This window comes from Pseudomonas fuscovaginae SE-1 (assembly GCF_000364705.1).
GTDB classification, from domain to species: domain Bacteria; phylum Pseudomonadota; class Gammaproteobacteria; order Pseudomonadales; family Pseudomonadaceae; genus Aquipseudomonas; species Aquipseudomonas fuscovaginae_A.
The window spans coordinates 1-16,366 of the sequence record NZ_AQOH01000310.1 but is presented as its reverse complement, the minus strand read 5'-3'; the positions used below and the strand labels follow the sequence as shown (position 1 = coordinate 16,366).

Here is a 16,366-nt window from a genome sequence, read left to right as displayed (position 1 = left end):
TGCCTTGCCTAACCTGCGTTTCAAACAATTTCATACACAGCCTAAACATCGAGGCGAAAAAAAAGGTGCCCCAAAAGGTGGCACCTTGATTTTCAGATCACCGCAGTCGACTCAGTTGCCAATCATCTTCGAGGCAAGCCAGAACAACCCGGCAGACAGGCCCACGGTCGCCGGCAAGGTCAGCACCCAGGCCAGCAGGATGGTCTTGATCGTGCTGCTCTGCAGCCCGCTCTTGTTCGCCAGCATGGTCCCCGCGACACCCGACGACAACACGTGGGTCGTCGAAACCGGCAGTGCGAAGATATTCGCCAGGCCGATCATCCCGGCCGTGGTGATCTGGGCCGACATGCCCTGGGCATAGGTCATGCCCTGTTTGCCGATCTTCTCACCAATGGTCAGTACCACCCGTTTCCAGCCGACCATGGTCCCCAGGCCAAGGGCCAGGGCCACGGCCAGAATCACCCAGAACGGTGCATATTCGGTGGTGGCGGTCAGGTCCTTGCGCAGTTTTTCCAGGTCGGCCTTCTCACGCGCATCCAGGCCCGGCAGTTTGCCGACCTTCTTCGCGGTGTCGTCCAGGCAGAGCAGGTAGCGCCGCACTTCGATACGCTTTTCCGGCGCCAGCGAATGGTAGTCGTTGACGCCCTTGAGATCGTTCAGCAGGGCGGCGATGGTCGGTTCGGTCTGCTGCGGGTTGCAACTGAACTTGCCCGGCAGGTCGTCCTGCACGCTCTTGCCCAAGGCCAGGAATTCGCTCAGGGTGGCGCTGTTGCGCTGGTAGAACTGGCTCAGGTGCAGGGTCGCGTCGCGGGTACGCTCGATCTGGTAGGTGGTGGTGCTCAGGTCGAGTACGAACTGCGCCGGCACGATACCGATCAGTACCAGCATGATCAGGCCGATACCTTTCTGGCCATCGTTGGAACCGTGCACGAAGCTCACGGCCATGGCCGAAACCACCAGCACCATGCGATTCCAGAACGGAGGATGCTTCTTGTCGTCGATCTTGCGGCGCTGTTCCGGCGTCTTGTGCATCTTCGACTTCGGGCGCCACCATTTCAGGGCGACCAGTACCAGGCCTGCCACCAGCATGCCGGCCAGCGGCGAGAACACCAGCGAGGCGCCGATATCGATCGCCTTCTGCCAGTTCACCCCGTCACCCAACGGAATGTCGTTGAGCAGGGCATTGGCCAGGCCGACACCGAGGATCGAACCGATCAGGGTGTGGGAGCTCGAAGCCGGAATACCGAAGTACCAGGTTCCCAGGTTCCAGGTGATGGCCGCGGCCAGCAGCGAGAACACCATGGCCAGGCCATGTCCGGTGTTGACGTTGATCAGCAGCTCGACCGGCAGCAGGTGGACGATGGCATAGGCAACGCCGACCCCGCCGAGCAGGACCCCGAGGAAATTGAAGACACCGGAGGCGAACACCGCGAGATGGGGCGGCATCGCTTTGGTGTAGATCACTGTGGCCACCGCGTTAGCGGTGTCATGAAAGCCGTTGATGAACTCGAAGCTGAGGACAAAGGCCAGGGCGAGCAGCAGGCTCACGAGGACCCAAGCATCCAGTCCGCTGAATAAATCGATCATGTAGGTTTTCTGACCCGGTCATAAGGGGGCGCGATTATGCCAGAAAAGCCCGCCAATCGATGCACTAGCTGCCCATCGGTAACATTCTTCAATGAAAAAAAATGTAGGAAAGCCTGAAAAACCGGGCTTTCCGGGGTTTTGACAAGCTTCTGATTCCATTGGAAATATCTGGCAAACGCGAGGTTTCCGCATAAAGTCGCTGGGCCGAAACGGCTGTGTGAAATTTCTGCGTGAGGACCTGCCTGACGCCAATCAGCCCGATGAGTGGGGGGGGCTTCCAGGGCTCGCCGCGGGTAGCGCAAGCCGTTGACGTCCACGAGCCTGGAGGGATCCGGGTAGGATGAACAAGCGGTCGAGGGCAAGCCTCACGCCCAACGTCGAATCGCCTAGGCTATGTATGAAATCGCTTGAAACTTGGTTATGCGGCGTTAAAAACCGGCTCGGAATGCTCATTCACTCCAGTAAAGTCGGGCGCGACCCCGGCCGTTCCTCGCCGGTTTTCAACGCAGCATCACCGAGTATCAAGATTTTTCAGACAGAGCCTAGGGCTGTTGGGCCTTGAGCTGCTGTTCCATCTTTTGCAGTTCCTGGGTAAAGGCCTGGTCGCGAAGGCTGGCCCGTTTACGCCAGGGTTTGCGTTCCGGTTCGGGTTGCGCGGCGTAAGTGGTGACTTCTCCGCCGTAAACATCCTTGTAACGTTGTTCCTGGCGCTCAAGTTCCGCGCGCAGTTCGTCTTTCGTCACAGTGTTACCTAATTTGAATTGAATGGTTTTTCCGTCTTTGCAAACACGACCGCGCGGGATGGACTGGCCTGCCGGCGCTGAGCCCGACTCCCAAAGTCGCGATGGCGCCAGATGGCACGCATGACAACGAGAGTATATCGGTCGGTACGAACAATATTACCGCGAAGAGGGGACGGCCCGTCAACTTTGTCCGGGGGCTTTGTCGCGTAGGAGTTTTGAACTGCAACTTGAGGTCTTGGCAAGTGCTGCCTGTTCTCTGACGGCAAACTTTCTCCGGAAGTTTGTGATGCCGATAATTGCCAAGGTAATAACAGTTGTATATGGAAGTTGGTGTCGCCGGTACTGCAAAAGAGGGAGTAGGGGAGAACGGCCTTACTTCGTGGGTAAGGCCGTGCCGGTGAGTTCCCCGGTGGGTACCTGACCAGTATGCCGGGAATCGCAGAGCGGCAAGGCAACGTTATAAGCCCCGGGGCCGCGCAGGTCAATTGCGATTATCGGCCGTATGTTCGATAATCGCACAATGTAGGGCCTGCATGGCTTGTCTATCGGTTGTCGGCGGCCTGTAATAGCGCCTGACAGTGTGAACAAGGACCTGGAATGAACGACCCACTGCGTACTGCCTTCAATTCCGTCGCGCCGCCAATCGTCGCCTCGCCCGCCAAGCGGATCCAGGCCTTTACCGGCGACCCGGATTTCATGACTTCGCTGGCCCGGGGCCTGGCGGTGGTGCAGGCGTTCCAGGAGCGCAAGCGGCACCTGACCATCGCGCAGATCAGCCATCGCACGGAGATTCCCCGTGCGGCCGTGCGGCGTTGCCTGCATACGTTGATCAAGCTCGGCTATGCCACCACCGACGGCCGCACTTATTCGCTGTTGCCCAAGGTACTCACCCTGGGGCACGCCTATCTGTCCTCGACGCCCCTGGCGGTGTCGGCCCAGCCTTACCTGGATCGCATGAGCGAGCAGCTCCACGAGGCCTGCAACATGGCCACCCTCGAGGGGGACGACATTCTTTACATCGCCCGTTCGGCCACGCCCCAGAAGCTGATCTCGGTCGATCTGTCCGTCGGCGGGCGGCTGCCGGCCTACTGCACCTCGATGGGCCGGATCCTGCTGGCCGCGCTGGACGATGCGTCGCTGCAGGACTATCTCGATCATGCCGACCTGCAGCCCAAGACCAGCCGTACCCTGCACACCCCCGAAGCGTTGCTCGAATGCCTGCAACAGGTGCGCAGGCAAGGCTGGTGCATCGTCGACCAGGAACTGGAGCAGGGCCTGCGCTCGATTGCCGTACCGGTCTACGATGCCTCGGGCCAGGTACTCGCGGCCCTGAACGTCAGCACCCATGCCGGCAGTGTCAGCCGCAGCGAGCTGGAGCAGCGTTTCCTGCCGAACATGCTGGCCGCCAGTCGCGACCTGAGCGCCCAGTTGTTCGCCTGATGGCCGGCTCTTCAGGCAAAGCCGTTCGATAACCGCCCAGTTACGCGTTTATCGAATTGCGCGGTTGGGCGCCGCTCATTAATGTCGCGGCAGCGCCCTGAGTTGACGAGCCTGCGAGGCTCGCACCGGGCAGCCCTGATAATAATGAAGAGGCCAAACCGCCATGAGCATCTCTCCCCACACCTCTCCCTCGCGTTCGCCGTCCTGACGCGGCACGCCTGATCCAGCTCGTTTCATCCAACGTCGCCGGCCCGGTCGGCGGTTGTTCGTCTGCGTGTCTGTGTGGAAACAAGAATAATGAACCAGCCTCAATCCACTGTCGGTCACTGCCTCGATGTGCAGTCCCTCATCAATAGCCAACCGCTGTCGAGCTACCAGTGGCGGGTGGTGATCCTGTGTTTCCTGATCGTTTTTCTCGATGGCCTGGACACCGCGGCCATGGGCTTCATCGCTCCGGCGCTGTCCCAGGACTGGGGCATCGACCGCGCCAGCCTCGGGCCGGTCATGAGTGCGGCGCTGATCGGCATGGTCTTCGGCGCGCTCGGTTCCGGCCCGCTGGCGGACCGCTTCGGGCGCAAGGTGGTGCTGGTGGGTGCGGTCCTGCTGTTCGGTGCCTTCAGCCTGGCCTCGGCCTACAGCAGCAATGTCGACCAGTTGCTGGTGCTGCGCTTCCTCACCGGCCTGGGCTTGGGCGCGGGCATGCCGAATGCCACGACCCTGCTGTCGGAGTACACCCCGGAACGGCACAAGTCGCTGTTGGTGACCAGCATGTTCTGCGGTTTCAACCTGGGCATGGCCGGCGGCGGTTTCGTTTCGGCCAAGCTGATCCCGGCCTTCGGCTGGCACAGCCTGCTGTTGATCGGTGGGTTGCTGCCGCTGTTGCTGGTACTGGTACTGCTGCTCTGGCTGCCGGAGTCGGCGCGTTTCCTGGTGGTACGCAACCGCGGCGTGGACAAGGTCCGCAAGGCCCTGGCACCGATCGCGCCACAGCAGGTGGCGGCGGCGGCGAGCTTCAGCGTACCGGAGCAGAAGACGGTCAAGGCGCGCAATGTGCTGGCGGTGATTTTCTCCGGTACCTACAGCGCCGGTACCTTGCTGCTGTGGCTGACCTATTTCATGGGCCTGGTGATCGTCTACCTGCTGACCAGTTGGCTGCCGACGTTGATGCGTGACAGTGGCGCGAGCCTGGAGCAGGCCGCGTTCATCGGTGCCCTGTTCCAGTTCGGCGGGGTGCTGAGTGCGGTCGGGGTCGGTTGGGCCATGGACCGGTTCAACCCGCACAAGGTCATCGGCACGTTCTATCTGCTGGCCGGGATCTTTGCCTACGCGGTTGGCCAGAGCCTGGGCCATATCGCCCTGCTGGGGACGCTGGTACTGGCGGCCGGAATGTGCGTGAACGGTGCGCAATCGGCGATGCCGTCGCTGGCGGCACGCTTCTACCCGACCCAGGGGCGGGCCACGGGCGTCTCCTGGATGCTCGGGATCGGGCGCTTTGGCGCGATTCTCGGTGCCTGGATGGGCGCCACGCTGTTGGGCATGGGCTGGAACTTCGAGCAGGTACTGACCGTACTGGTGGTGCCGGCGGCGCTGGCGACGGCTGGCGTGCTGATCAAGGGCCGGGTCAGCCACGCGGATGCGACCTGAGTCCGCCAGCTTTACGGAGGGTGGATAACTTGCAAACAATTTGTTCGATTATCGAACGGATAAGCGATTATCGGATTGTTTGCAAACCAAGCCCCGGCTTACTCTGGTTTCACTCCGGCGCTGACCTCGCGCCTTTTTCTTCCAAGCTGGCTTGTTGAAACCGGGAGTCTGTATCCATGGCTGAAATCCTTTCGCTGCATGAAGCGGTGAAGCAGTTCGTCAACGACGGCGATACCGTCGCGCTCGAAGGCTTCACTCACCTGATTCCGACTGCGGCGGGTCATGAAATCATTCGTCAGGGCAAGAAAGACCTGACGCTGGTACGGATGACCCCCGACCTGATCTACGACCAACTGATCGGTGCCGGTTGCGCCCGTAAGCTGGTCTTTTCCTGGGGCGGCAACCCGGGTGTCGGTTCGCTGCACCGCCTGCGCGATGCGGTCGAGAAGCAGTGGCCGCATGCGTTGGAAATCGAGGAGCACAGCCACGCCGATCTGGCCAACGCCTACGTCGCCGGTGCTTCCGGCCTGCCATTCGCGGTGTTGCGGGCCTACGCCGGCTCCGATTTGCCCAAGGTCAACCCGCTGATCAAGAGCGTGACCTGCCCGTTCACTGGCGAAGTGCTGGCGGCGGTGCCTTCGGTACGGCCCGATGTCACGGTGATTCACGCGCAGAAGGCCGACCGCAAGGGCAACGTCCTGCTGTGGGGCATTCTCGGGGTGCAGAAGGAGGCGGCGTTGGCCGCCAAGCGTTGCATCGTCACGGTCGAGGAGATCGTCGACGATCTGCAAGCTCCGATGAACGCCTGCGTGTTGCCGACCTGGGCACTGAGCGCGGTCTGCCTCGTACCCGGTGGCGCGCATCCTTCCTATGCCCATGGCTACAGCGAGCGTGACAACCGTTTCTACCAGGCCTGGGACCCGATAGCCCGCGACCGCGAAACCTTCACCGCCTGGATTGCCGAATACATCCATGGCACGGCGGATTTCGCCGAGTTCCGGGCCAAGCTGGCCCAAGCCTCGGAGGCAAAATAATGACCTACACCACCAATGAAATGATGACCGTTGCCGCCGCCCGTCGCCTGAAGAACGGTTCGGTCTGCTTCGTCGGCATCGGCCTGCCGTCCAAGGCGGCCAACCTGGCGCGCCTGACTTCTTCGCCGGACGTGGTGCTGATCTACGAATCCGGTCCGATCGGCGCCAAGCCCAGCGTCTTGCCGCTGTCCATCGGCGATGGTGAACTGGCGGAAACCGCCGATACCGTGGTGCCGACCGGCGAGATCTTCCGCTACTGGCTGCAGGGTGGGCGTATCGACGTCGGTTTCCTCGGCGCCGCCCAGGTCGACCGCTTCGGCAACATCAACACCACCGTGGTGGGCGACTATTTCTCGCCCAAGGTCCGCCTGCCGGGTGCTGGCGGTGCGCCGGAGATCGCCGGTTCGGCGAAGAGCGTGCTGATCATTCTCAAGCAGTCTGCCCGTTCCTTCGTCGACAAGCTGGACTTCGTCACCTCGGTCGGTCACGGCGAGGGGGGTGACTCCCGCCAGCGTCTCGGCCTGCCTGGTGCCGGTCCGGTGGGCATCATCACCGACCTGTGCATCATGGAACCCGAAGCCGGCACCCATGAGTTCGTCGTCACCTCCCTGCACCCGGGCGTGACCCGCGAGCAGGTGGTGGCCGCCACCGGTTGGCCGGTGCGGTTCGCCGAGCAGGTCGCCAGCACCGCCGAGCCGACCGACGTCGAGCTCAGCGCCCTGCGCGACCTCGAAGCCCGCACCGCCGCAGCCCATGGCCAAGCCCCGGGAGAAGCCTGATGCGTGAAGTCTTTATCTGTGATGCGGTGCGGACCCCCATCGGTCGTTTCGGCGGCGGCCTCGCCGGTGTGCGTGCCGATGACCTGGCCGCCGTGCCGATCAAGGCGCTGCTGGAGCGCAACCCGTCGGTGAACTGGAGCGAGGTCGATGAAGTGTTTCTCGGCTGCGCCAACCAGGCCGGTGAGGACAACCGTAACGTCGCGCGCATGGCGCTGCTGTTGGCCGGGCTGCCGGAAAGCGTGCCGGGCGTGACCCTCAACCGTCTCTGTGCCTCGGGTATGGAAGCGATCGGCAACGCCTTTCGCGCCATTGCCAGCGGCGAGATGGAATTGGCGATCGCCGGTGGTGTCGAGTCGATGTCCCGTGCCCCCTTCGTCATGGGCAAGGCCGACGCGGCGTTTTCCCGCAACATGAAACTGGAAGACACCACCATCGGCTGGCGTTTCATCAATCCGCTGATGAAGGCGCGGTATGGGGTCGATGCGATGCCGCAGACCGCCGACAACGTCGCCGATGACTACCAGGTGTCTCGCGCCGACCAGGATGCGTTCGCCCTGCGCAGCCAGCAGCGCACCGCCGCGGCCCAGGCGGCCGGCTTCTTCGCCGAGGAAATCGTGCCGGTGCGTATCGCCCACAAGAAGGGCGAGACCGTGGTCGAGCAGGATGAGCATCCGCGGGCCGGTACCTCCCTGGAGGCGCTGGCGAAACTCAAGCCGGTCAACGGTCCCGACAAGACGGTCACCGCCGGCAACGCCTCCGGTGTCAACGATGGTGCGGCGGCGCTGATCCTGGCCTCCGCCGAGGCGGTGAAAAAGCATGGCCTGACCGCCCGCGCGCGGGTGCTCGGCATGGCCAGTGCCGGTGTGGCGCCACGGGTCATGGGCATCGGGCCGGTGCCGGCGGTGCGCAAGCTGACCGAGCGCCTGGGTCTGGCGGTGAGCGATTTCGACGTCATCGAACTGAACGAGGCCTTCGCCAGCCAGGGCCTGGCGGTGTTGCGCGAATTGGGGATCGCCGACGATGCGGCCCAGGTCAATCCGAACGGTGGGGCCATCGCCCTCGGCCACCCTTTGGGCATGAGCGGTGCGCGTCTGGTGCTGACCGCGCTGCACCACCTGGAAAAGACCGGCGGCCGCAGGGGCCTGGCGACCATGTGCGTCGGCGTCGGCCAGGGCCTGGCGCTGGCCATCGAGCGGGTCTGATATCCGCCCTGTAGGAGCCGGCTCGCTGGCGATCGCTACTGATTGCCAGCCAGCAGAACGCCGCCCGGCCGGCTCCTACAAAGGTCGGGTGTGTTGGGGAACAGGCCTGTTGCAAAGTATGTCTAGACTGCAACTTTCCCTTTACGAGTGAGTGAACATGACAACAACAACGACGCCGTACACCGGTGAGGAACGCAGCAAAAGGATCTTTGCCATCGTCGGTGCTTCTTCCGGCAACCTGGTCGAATGGTTCGACTTCTACGTGTATGCCTTCTGTGCCATCTATTTCGCCCCGGCCTTTTTCCCCTCGGATGACCCAACGGTACAACTGCTCAACACTGCCGGTGTCTTTGCCGCCGGCTTCCTGATGCGTCCCATCGGCGGCTGGCTGTTCGGCCGGGTGGCCGACAAGCATGGGCGCAAGAACTCGATGATGATCTCGGTGCTGATGATGTGCGGCGGCTCCCTGGTCATCGCCTTCCTGCCGACCTACGCCAGTATCGGCGCCTGGGCCCCGGCGCTGCTGCTGGTGGCGCGGTTGTTCCAGGGCCTGTCGGTGGGTGGCGAGTACGGCACCACCGCGACCTACATGAGCGAGGTGGCGCTGCGTGGCCAGCGGGGTTTCTTCGCCTCGTTCCAGTACGTGACCCTGATCGGCGGGCAGTTGCTCGCGGTGCTGGTGGTGGTGATCCTGCAGCAGTTTCTCAGCGAGCCCGAACTCAAGGCCTGGGGCTGGCGCATCCCGTTCGTCGTCGGGGCCGTCGCCGCGGTGATCTCGTTGCTGCTGCGTCGCTCATTGAAGGAAACCACCAGCAAGGAAACCCGCGAGGACAAGGATGCCGGCAGCCTGCGGGCGCTGTTCCGTGACCACAAGGCGGCGTTCATCACCGTGCTCGGCTACACCGCCGGTGGCTCGCTGATCTTCTACACCTTCACCACCTACATGCAGAAATACCTGGTGAACACCGCCGGCATGAGCGCCAAGACCGCGAGCTTCGTGATGACCGGTGCACTGTTCCTGTACATGTGCCTGCAGCCGGTGTTCGGCATGATCTCGGACAGGATCGGCCGGCGTAACTCGATGCTCTGGTTCGGCGCCCTGGGCGCGTTGTGCACGGTGCCGATCCTGCTGACCCTGAAAACCGTTACCAGTCCTTTGCTGGCTTTCGTGCTGATCAGCCTGGCGCTGGCGATCGTCAGCTTCTACACCTCGATCAGCGGTCTGGTGAAGGCCGAGATGTTTCCGGTCCAGGTGCGTGCGCTGGGCGTGGGTCTGGCCTATGCGGTGGCCAACGCGGTGTTCGGCGGTTCGGCGGAGTATGTGGCGTTGAACCTCAAGTCGGCCGGAATGGAGAATGCCTTTTACTGGTACGTGACCGTCATGATGGTGGTTGCCTTCCTGTTCAGCCTGCGCCTGCCGAAACAGGCGGCGTATCTGCATCACGATCATTGATCGATCTGCGCGCCCTTGATGGGCGCGCCTTTATCAGGGATTTGCCATGCAACGACCGAGCAATCAACTGTTCGATGCCTACTTTGTCGCCCGCGATATGGCCCAGGTGTTTTCCGACCCGGGCCGGGTCCAGGCGATGCTCGACTTCGAGGCCGCTCTGGCTCGTGCGCAGGCGCGGGTCGGGCTGGTTCCCCAGGCGGCGGTCGCGCCGATTGTCGCGGCGTGCCAGGCCGGCCTCTACGATTTCGCCGCCCTTGGCGAGGCGATCGCCACGGCCGGCAATTCGGCGATTCCGCTGGTCAAGGCGCTGGGCAGGCGGATCGCCGCCGCCGATGCCGGGGCCGAGCGTTATGTGCACCTGGGCGCCACCAGCCAGGACGTCATGGATTCCGGCCTGGTACTGCAACTGCGCGGTGCCTGGCAACTGATCGACGCCGATCTGCAGCGCCTGGGCGAGGTGCTGGTCATCCAGGCCCGACGGCATGCGGCCACGCCGCTCGCCGGGCGGACCTGGTTGCAGCAGGCCACGCCGGTCACTCTCGGCATGAAGATCGCCGGTTGGCTGGGCGCGGTCACCCGCCACCGCCAGCGTCTGCGCGAACTGCAGCCGCGGCTGCTGTGCCTACAGTTCGGTGGCGCTTCGGGCACCCTGGCCGCTCTCGGCGAACAGGCGATGCCGGTGGCCGAGGCTCTGGCCGAGGAGTTGCAACTCAGTCTCGCTGAACAGCCCTGGCACACCCATCGCGACCGCCTGGTGGAGTTCGGCGCCGTGCTTGGCCTGATTGCCGGCAGCCTGGGTAAACTGGGGCGCGATATCAGCCTGCTGATGCAGACCGAGGCCGCCGAAGTCTTCGAACCGTCGGCGCCGGGCAAGGGTGGTTCCTCGACCATGCCGCACAAGCGCAACCCGGTGGGCGCCGCCGTGCTGATCGGTACCGCGACCCGGGTTCCGGGCCTGCTCTCGACCCTGTTCAGTGCCATGCCCCAGGAGCACGAGCGCAGTCTCGGCCTGTGGCACGCCGAATGGGAGACCCTGCCGGAGATCTGTCGGCTGGTCTCGGGCTCGCTGCAGCAGGCGCTGATCGTCGCCGAGGGCCTGGAGGTCGACCCGGCGCGTATGCTGAGCAACCTCGACCTGACCCGCGGCCTGCTGCTGGCGGAGGCGGTCAGTATTGTCCTCGCCCAACGCCTGGGCCGCGATACCGCCCACCACCTGCTCGAACAGTGCTGCCAGCGCGCGGTGGCTGAGCAGCGCCACCTGCGGGCGGTGCTGGGCGACGAACCACAAGTGACCGCGCAACTGTCCGCGGACGAACTGGACCACCTGCTCGACCCGGCCCATTACCTCGGCCAGGCCCGTACCTGGGTCGAGCGTGCGGTGGCCGAGCATCTGGCTTTTACCTGAAGGAGATTGTCGTGGCTTTTGTACAACTGGCTGAAGGCGAACTGCACTACCGCTTCGACGGCCCGCAGCAGGCGCCGGTGCTGGTGCTCTCCAACTCCCTGGGCACCGACCTGGGCATGTGGGACACCCAGGTCCCGGCGTTCGCCGAACACTTTCGGGTGCTGCGCTATGACACCCGTGGTCATGGCCGTTCGCTGGTGACAGAGGGGCCGTACAGCATCGAGCAACTGGGGCGGGACGTACTGGCTCTGCTCGATGCGCTGGGGATCGAACGGGCACACTTCTGCGGCCTGTCCATGGGCGGCCTGATCGGCCAGTGGCTGGGTATCCATGCCGGCCAACGCCTGGATAAGCTGGTGGTGTGCAACACGGCGGCGAAGATCGGTGACCCGGCGATGTGGAACCCACGCATCGAAACGGTATTGCGTGACGGCACGGCGGCCATGGCCGCGTTGCGTGACGGGGCGATCGCCCGCTGGTTCACTCCGGAGTTTTCCGCGGCGCAACCGCGGCAGGTCAGGCCGATCACCGACATGCTCGCCGCCACCTCGCCGTCAGGCTATGCGGCCAATTGCGCGGCGGTGCGCGATGCCGATTTTCGCGAGCAGTTGGGCAGGATCCAGGTTCCGTTGCTGGTGATCGCCGGTACCGAGGATGCGGTGACGCCACCTGCGGGCAGCCTGTTCATCCAGCAACACGTCAAGGGCGCCGAGTACGCCGAATTCCATGCCGCCCACCTGTCGAACGTACAGGCCGGCGATGACTTCAGCCAGCGTGTGCTGGACTTCCTGCTGAGTCGGGTTTGAGGAGATTGTCCGTGGACGAGAAGCAACGTTATGCCGAGGGGATGCAGGTGCGTCGGGCCGTGTTGGGCGATGCCCATGTCGATCGCAGCCTGAACAACCTGACCGGTTTCAACTCGGAATTCCAGGAGATGATCACCCGTCATGCCTGGGGCGATATCTGGACCCGCCCGGGGCTGCCCCGGCACACCCGGAGCCTGATCACCATCGCCATGCTGATCGGCATGAACCGCAACGAAGAGCTCAAGCTGCATCTGCGGGCAGCGGCCAATAATGGCGTGACCCGCGAAGAGATCAAGGAAGTGCTCATGCAGAGCGCCATCTACTGCGGTATCCCGGCCGCCAATGCGACTTTCCACCTGGCGGAGTCGGTGTGGGACGAGTTGGGCGTGGAGTCGCGCCAGTAGGCTTTTGGGCGAGCGCTCCCTCCCTGGGGGCGCACCATCGTTGCGGGCCCGTTCTCATTTGCCTGAAAAAATCGCCTGCTTGGGAACACTTTGCCCTTGCGCTAATCTGACAGGAACGATGGCCCCTCCAGCGTGACGGCGGAGGGCAGGGACGTTGCGCCATTCTGTCGGTAAGATGCGCACTCAAGTTCCCATTCCGTTCTGCATGACGATGGCTTGAATACATCTTGGTTCTGCAATTGTTGTGACCTGGACCAGGCCAACCTCATGAAATCGCTTTTGACCTCGCTCCTGGTGCTCGCGCTCGCCACCAGCCTGGCTGCCTGTATCGGCCCGCCGCTGCCCTTGAGTCCGAGCACCGAACAGGCCCTGCGCACGCAGCCGCCGATTCGCTTCCTGCTGACCTTCGATGATGGCCCCAGCGCGTCGAGTTTCTACAACCCGACCGCCTCGGTGCTCGATGACCTGGCCCGCAACCCGATCCAGCCGGGCATCAAGGCACTGTTCTTCGTCCAGACCGGTGCGCCGCGGGCCGGCAACAGTGACATCGGCCGGGCGCTGATGCGGCGTGAACATGCCGAGGGGCATATCCTCGGTTTCCATACCGCGGGCCACTGGCACACCAATCATCGCTCGCTGAGTCCGCAGGAGCTGGAGCAGTCGCTGAACGATGGCAGTGCCGCCATCGCGGCGATCACCGGTGCGCCGCCGATCGTCCTGCGCCCGCCATTCTGGAACTACGACAAGCGCACCTTCGCCGCCTACCAGCGGCATGGCCTGCATGTGCTGCTGACCGACCTCAGTGCCAACGACGGCAAGGTCTGGGGGATCACCGCGAGCCCGCAACGCCGGGCCAACCTGCTCAAGCACCTGGCTGAAGTCCGCGAGCAGATCGCCCGGGGCGAGATGCCGGTGGTCGATGGGGTGATTCCGGTGGTGGTGACCTTTCACGACCTCAACCGCTACACCGCCCGGCACTTGCAGGAGTACCTGCAGATCCTGATGGATTGCGCGCGGGAGACTGGCGTGCGAACGGCCGAACAGCCGTTCTACACCGACCGTTCGGCCCTGCTGCGTGCAGTACTGGCCCGCACCGTGCCGAGCAGTTCCACGCCGGTGCACCTGCCCGGTTTCTGGGATTGGTGGTGGGACCGCGATTCGCACTGACTAGGCCTGATTTGATCGTTCCCACGCGGAGCGTGGGAACGATCAAACTGACTGACTTACAGGAGGGAGATCGGGTAGCTGACGATCAGGCGGTTCTCGTCGAACTCGTTGGTGCTGTAGTCCCTGCGGATGCTCGAGTTGCGCCAGCGCAGGCTCAGGTCGCGCAAGGTACCGCTCTGGATGGTATAGGCCAGCTCCGACTCGCGTCCCCACTCCTTGCCGTCGGTGATCGCGCCGACATGCACGTTGCTACCGCTGATATAGCGGTTCATCAGGGTCAAGCCCGGAATCCCCAGCGCGGCGAAATTGTAGTCGTGACGCAACTGCCAGGACTTCTCCTGCGCATTGTCATAGCTGCTGTTGTAGCTGTCGTTGGCCAGGGTGCCGCCGCTGGTGCCGTTGACCCGCATCCAGGCACTGTCGCCGGTGAGTTTCTGCAGGCCGACGTAGAAGGTGTTGCCGCCGTATTTGGCCGAGAACAGCCCCGACCAGGTGCGGTTGTCCAGGTCGCCGGCGCGGGCGCTGCCGTCTTCCTTGCCGTAGAAGTAGCCGAGGTTGGCCCCCAGGGTCCAGTCGCCCAGCGGCTGGCTGTGCACCAGGTTGACGTACTGCTGGCGGTAGATGTCCTTCAGTTGCGCGTTCCAGAGGCCAATCAGGGTGCGTTTGTCGTTGAAGGTGTACTCGCCACCGACGAAGTTGAAGCGGTCGGAGGTGAAGGCGGTTTTCCCCTGCATGTACATGTCGGTCATGCTCGAATCGTTGCGCGGGCTGTTCTTCTGGAACTGGCCGCCGTACAGGGTCAGGCCGTCGATTTCCTTCGAGGTGACCTGACCACCGCGGAAGGTCTGCGGCAGCGAGCGGCCGTCATCGGAACGCAGGATCGGCAGCACCGGCATCCATTCGCCGACCTTCAGCTCGGTCCTGGAGATGCGCGCCTTGAACGCCACGTCCAGGCGGCCGAAGTTGTCGGCCGGACGCCCGTCATGGTCCAGCGGTAGCAGTTGGGTGCCGCCGGTGCCCTTGCCGCCGTCGAGCTTCTGGGAAAAGGTGCCGAGCACATCGACGCCGAAACCGACGGTGCCCTGGGTGAAGCCGGATCTGGCGTCGAGGATGAAGTTCTGCGTCCACTCCTCGGCCTTGCCCTGGGGATAGGCCGGGTTGGTGAAATTGCGGTTGATGTAGAAGTTGCGCAGGTTCAGGTTGGCCTGGGCGTCCTCCACAAAGCCATGTTCCTCGGCGACGGCCGGCAGGGCCGCACCGGCGATGGCGAGGGCCAGCAGGGCACGGGGGGGACGGTTGCTCTTGTTCAGTGGCTTCATGGATCGGTCTCTCTAATTGTTAGGGGTGCAGCGGGGCACAGCCGCAACCTGAGGGTTGCAGACAAGGGGGGGGCCGGGGAACGATGGGAAAGCGATCAGCCGCTGGGGGCCGGGCGTCGAGACATGGCGGATGAACCTGTTGTTATTGGTATGGGGCGATGCGCTGGCATGGTGCGGTGGATCGAACGGCCTGTTCAATCGCGGTTTGACGGTTCCGGGCGATTATCGAACGGAACAGTGCAGGCATGAAAAAACCCGCCGATGGCGGGTTTTTTGGACTGCGTGAACGACCTCAGCCTTTCGGTGGCGTCTCGTCGATCGGCCGGGCCTGGCCGGTCTGCTCGTTCCAGCCACCGCCGAGGGCCTTGTACAGGTTGACCTCGCTGGTGAGCTGCGACAGGCGATCGCTGATCAGCGATTGCTGGGCGCTGAACAACGAGCGCTGGGCATCGAGGAAGGTCAGGTTGCTGTCGACACCGATACGGTAGCGACGCTCGGCCAGGCGGTAGTAGTCCTGGTTGGCGGCGACCAGGTCACGCTGGGCCTGCAACTGCTCGTTGAAGGTCTGGCGCGCGGCCAGGCCATCGGAGACTTCCTTGAAGCCGGTCTGGATCGCCTTCTCGTAGTTGGCGACGCTGATGTCCTTCTGGATCTTGGAGTAGTCCAGGCTGGCTTTCAGGCTGCCGGCATTGAAGATCGGGATGCTGATCTTCGGCGAGAACAGCCAGGTGCCCGAGCCGCCCTTGAACAGACCGCCCATGTCCGGGCTCAGGGTGCCGGCGTTGGCGGTCAGGCTGATGCTCGGGAAGAACGCGGCACGCGCCGCACCGATGTTGGCGTTGGCCGCCATCAGCTGGTGCTCGGCACTGAGGATGTCCGGACGCCGCTGCAGCAGCTCCGAAGGCAGGCCGGCCGGCAGTTCGCTGAGCAGCTTGGCCGACAGCGGCTGGGCTGCGGGCAGGTTGGCCGGAATACCGGTACCCAGCAGTTGCGTCAGGCTGTTTTGGTCTTCGGCGACCTGGCGGGTGAACTGCGCCAGCTTGACCCGCGCGCCTTCGACCGAGGTCCGCGCCTGGCTCAGGTCCAGGGCCGAGGCCACGCCGACTTCGTTGCTGCGCGAGGTGAGCCGGTAGCTTTCCTCGTAGGCCGCCAGGGTTTCCTGGGTCAGCTTGAGCAGTTCCTTGTCGGCCTGCCAGGTCAGGTAGGCGTTGGCGACACTGGCCACCAGGCTGATCTGCGTGGTGCGGCGGGCCTCTTCGCTGGCCAAGTAGGTCTGCAGCGCCTGTTCGCTCAGGCTGCGGATACGGCCGAACAGGTCCAGTTCATAGGCGCTGACGCCGAGGGTGGCCGAGTACTGGCTGGTGATCGCGGCCTTGCCGGTGC

Annotated in this window: 14 protein-coding genes; 10 read left to right on the top strand and 4 right to left on the bottom strand. The window is 63.7% G+C overall.

The genetic code is table 11. The annotated features are described in order from the left end of the window. Positions 1-111 precede the first annotated feature (111 nt). Both K675_RS0124545 and K675_RS0124540 read right to left on the bottom strand, forming a co-directional pair. A complete protein-coding gene (locus K675_RS0124545; RefSeq protein WP_017906115.1) occupies positions 112-1,587 on the bottom strand; it encodes an inorganic phosphate transporter in 1,476 nt (491 codons plus the stop codon). 542 nt (positions 1,588-2,129) lie between these two features. After that, positions 2,130-2,330 (bottom strand): hypothetical protein, encoded by a 201-nt coding sequence (locus tag K675_RS0124540; protein ID WP_017906114.1) that lies wholly within the window; start codon positions 2,328-2,330, stop codon positions 2,130-2,132. A gap of 597 nt (positions 2,331-2,927) precedes the next feature. Between K675_RS0124540 and pcaR the strand changes: the two genes are divergently transcribed. The 10 genes from pcaR to K675_RS0124490 all read left to right on the top strand — a co-directional run bounded on the left by pcaR (position 2,928) and on the right by K675_RS0124490 (position 13,664). After that, positions 2,928-3,770 carry a pca regulon transcriptional regulator PcaR gene (pcaR, locus tag K675_RS0124535; protein ID WP_017906113.1) on the top strand — a complete coding sequence of 281 codons (843 nt, stop codon included), beginning with the start codon at positions 2,928-2,930 and terminating at the stop codon, positions 3,768-3,770. Positions 3,771-4,067: 297 nt separating this feature from the next. Then, a complete protein-coding gene (locus K675_RS0124530) occupies positions 4,068-5,414 on the top strand; it encodes an MFS transporter (RefSeq protein WP_017906112.1) in 1,347 nt (448 codons plus the stop codon). Between the two features lie 176 nt (positions 5,415-5,590). Then, positions 5,591-6,448, top strand: coding sequence for a CoA transferase subunit A (locus K675_RS0124525; protein WP_017906111.1), 858 nt, complete (start codon positions 5,591-5,593; stop codon positions 6,446-6,448). Beyond that, a complete protein-coding gene (locus K675_RS0124520) occupies positions 6,445-7,227 on the top strand; it encodes a CoA-transferase subunit beta (RefSeq protein ID WP_198291677.1) in 783 nt (260 codons plus the stop codon). Before K675_RS0124525 ends, K675_RS0124520 begins: the two co-directional genes overlap by 4 nt. After that, positions 7,224-8,429, top strand: a complete 1,206-nt coding sequence (gene pcaF / locus K675_RS0124515; RefSeq protein WP_198291676.1) for a 3-oxoadipyl-CoA thiolase — start codon at positions 7,224-7,226, stop codon at positions 8,427-8,429. The genes K675_RS0124520 and pcaF overlap by 4 nt, the downstream gene beginning before the upstream one ends. Before the next feature lie 157 nt (positions 8,430-8,586). Then, positions 8,587-9,882, top strand: coding sequence for an MFS family transporter (locus K675_RS0124510; protein ID WP_017906108.1), 1,296 nt, complete (start codon positions 8,587-8,589; stop codon positions 9,880-9,882). Between the two features lie 46 nt (positions 9,883-9,928). Then, positions 9,929-11,287 carry a 3-carboxy-cis,cis-muconate cycloisomerase gene (locus K675_RS0124505; protein WP_017906107.1) on the top strand — a complete coding sequence of 453 codons (1,359 nt, stop codon included), beginning with the start codon at positions 9,929-9,931 and terminating at the stop codon, positions 11,285-11,287. Positions 11,288-11,298: 11 nt separating this feature from the next. Beyond that, on the top strand, positions 11,299-12,093 hold the full coding sequence (gene pcaD, locus K675_RS0124500; RefSeq protein WP_017906106.1) for a 3-oxoadipate enol-lactonase: 795 nt from the start codon (positions 11,299-11,301) through the stop codon (positions 12,091-12,093). Between the two features lie 11 nt (positions 12,094-12,104). After that, the gene (gene pcaC, locus K675_RS0124495) at positions 12,105-12,497 is read left to right on the top strand and encodes a 4-carboxymuconolactone decarboxylase (protein WP_017906105.1); all 393 of its coding nucleotides are present in this window, start codon (positions 12,105-12,107) and stop codon (positions 12,495-12,497) included. 267 nt (positions 12,498-12,764) lie between these two features. Beyond that, positions 12,765-13,664, top strand: a complete 900-nt coding sequence (locus K675_RS0124490; RefSeq protein WP_026145510.1) for a polysaccharide deacetylase family protein — start codon at positions 12,765-12,767, stop codon at positions 13,662-13,664. Between the two features lie 56 nt (positions 13,665-13,720). Here the strand turns inward: K675_RS0124490 and K675_RS0124485 are convergent, their stop codons facing one another. Beyond that, entirely contained in the window at positions 13,721-14,983 is a 1,263-nt protein-coding gene (locus K675_RS0124485) for an OprD family porin (RefSeq protein ID WP_017906103.1), read from the bottom strand. A gap of 292 nt (positions 14,984-15,275) precedes the next feature. After that, positions 15,276-16,366 (bottom strand): efflux transporter outer membrane subunit (locus K675_RS31355; RefSeq protein ID WP_017906102.1); only part of this gene is annotated, 1,091 nt, incomplete at its 5' end.

Bases quoted from the DNA above. Each gene is read 5' to 3' on its own strand.
- K675_RS0124525 (WP_017906111.1), top strand. From the start codon at position 5,591: ATGGCTGAAATCCTTTCGCTGCATGAAGCGGTGAAGCAGTTCGTCAAC.
- K675_RS0124510 (WP_017906108.1), top strand. From the start codon at position 8,587: ATGACAACAACAACGACGCCGTACACCGGTGAGGAACGCAGCAAAAGG.
- pcaR (WP_017906113.1), top strand. From the start codon at position 2,928: ATGAACGACCCACTGCGTACTGCCTTCAATTCCGTCGCGCCGCCAATC.
- K675_RS0124485 (WP_017906103.1), bottom strand. From the start codon at position 14,983: ATGAAGCCACTGAACAAGAGCAACCGTCCCCCCCGTGCCCTGCTGGCC.
- K675_RS0124545 (WP_017906115.1), bottom strand. From the start codon at position 1,587: ATGATCGATTTATTCAGCGGACTGGATGCTTGGGTCCTCGTGAGCCTG.
- K675_RS0124530 (WP_017906112.1), top strand. From the start codon at position 4,068: ATGAACCAGCCTCAATCCACTGTCGGTCACTGCCTCGATGTGCAGTCC.
- K675_RS0124505 (WP_017906107.1), top strand. From the start codon at position 9,929: ATGCAACGACCGAGCAATCAACTGTTCGATGCCTACTTTGTCGCCCGC.
- K675_RS0124490 (WP_026145510.1), top strand. From the start codon at position 12,765: ATGAAATCGCTTTTGACCTCGCTCCTGGTGCTCGCGCTCGCCACCAGC.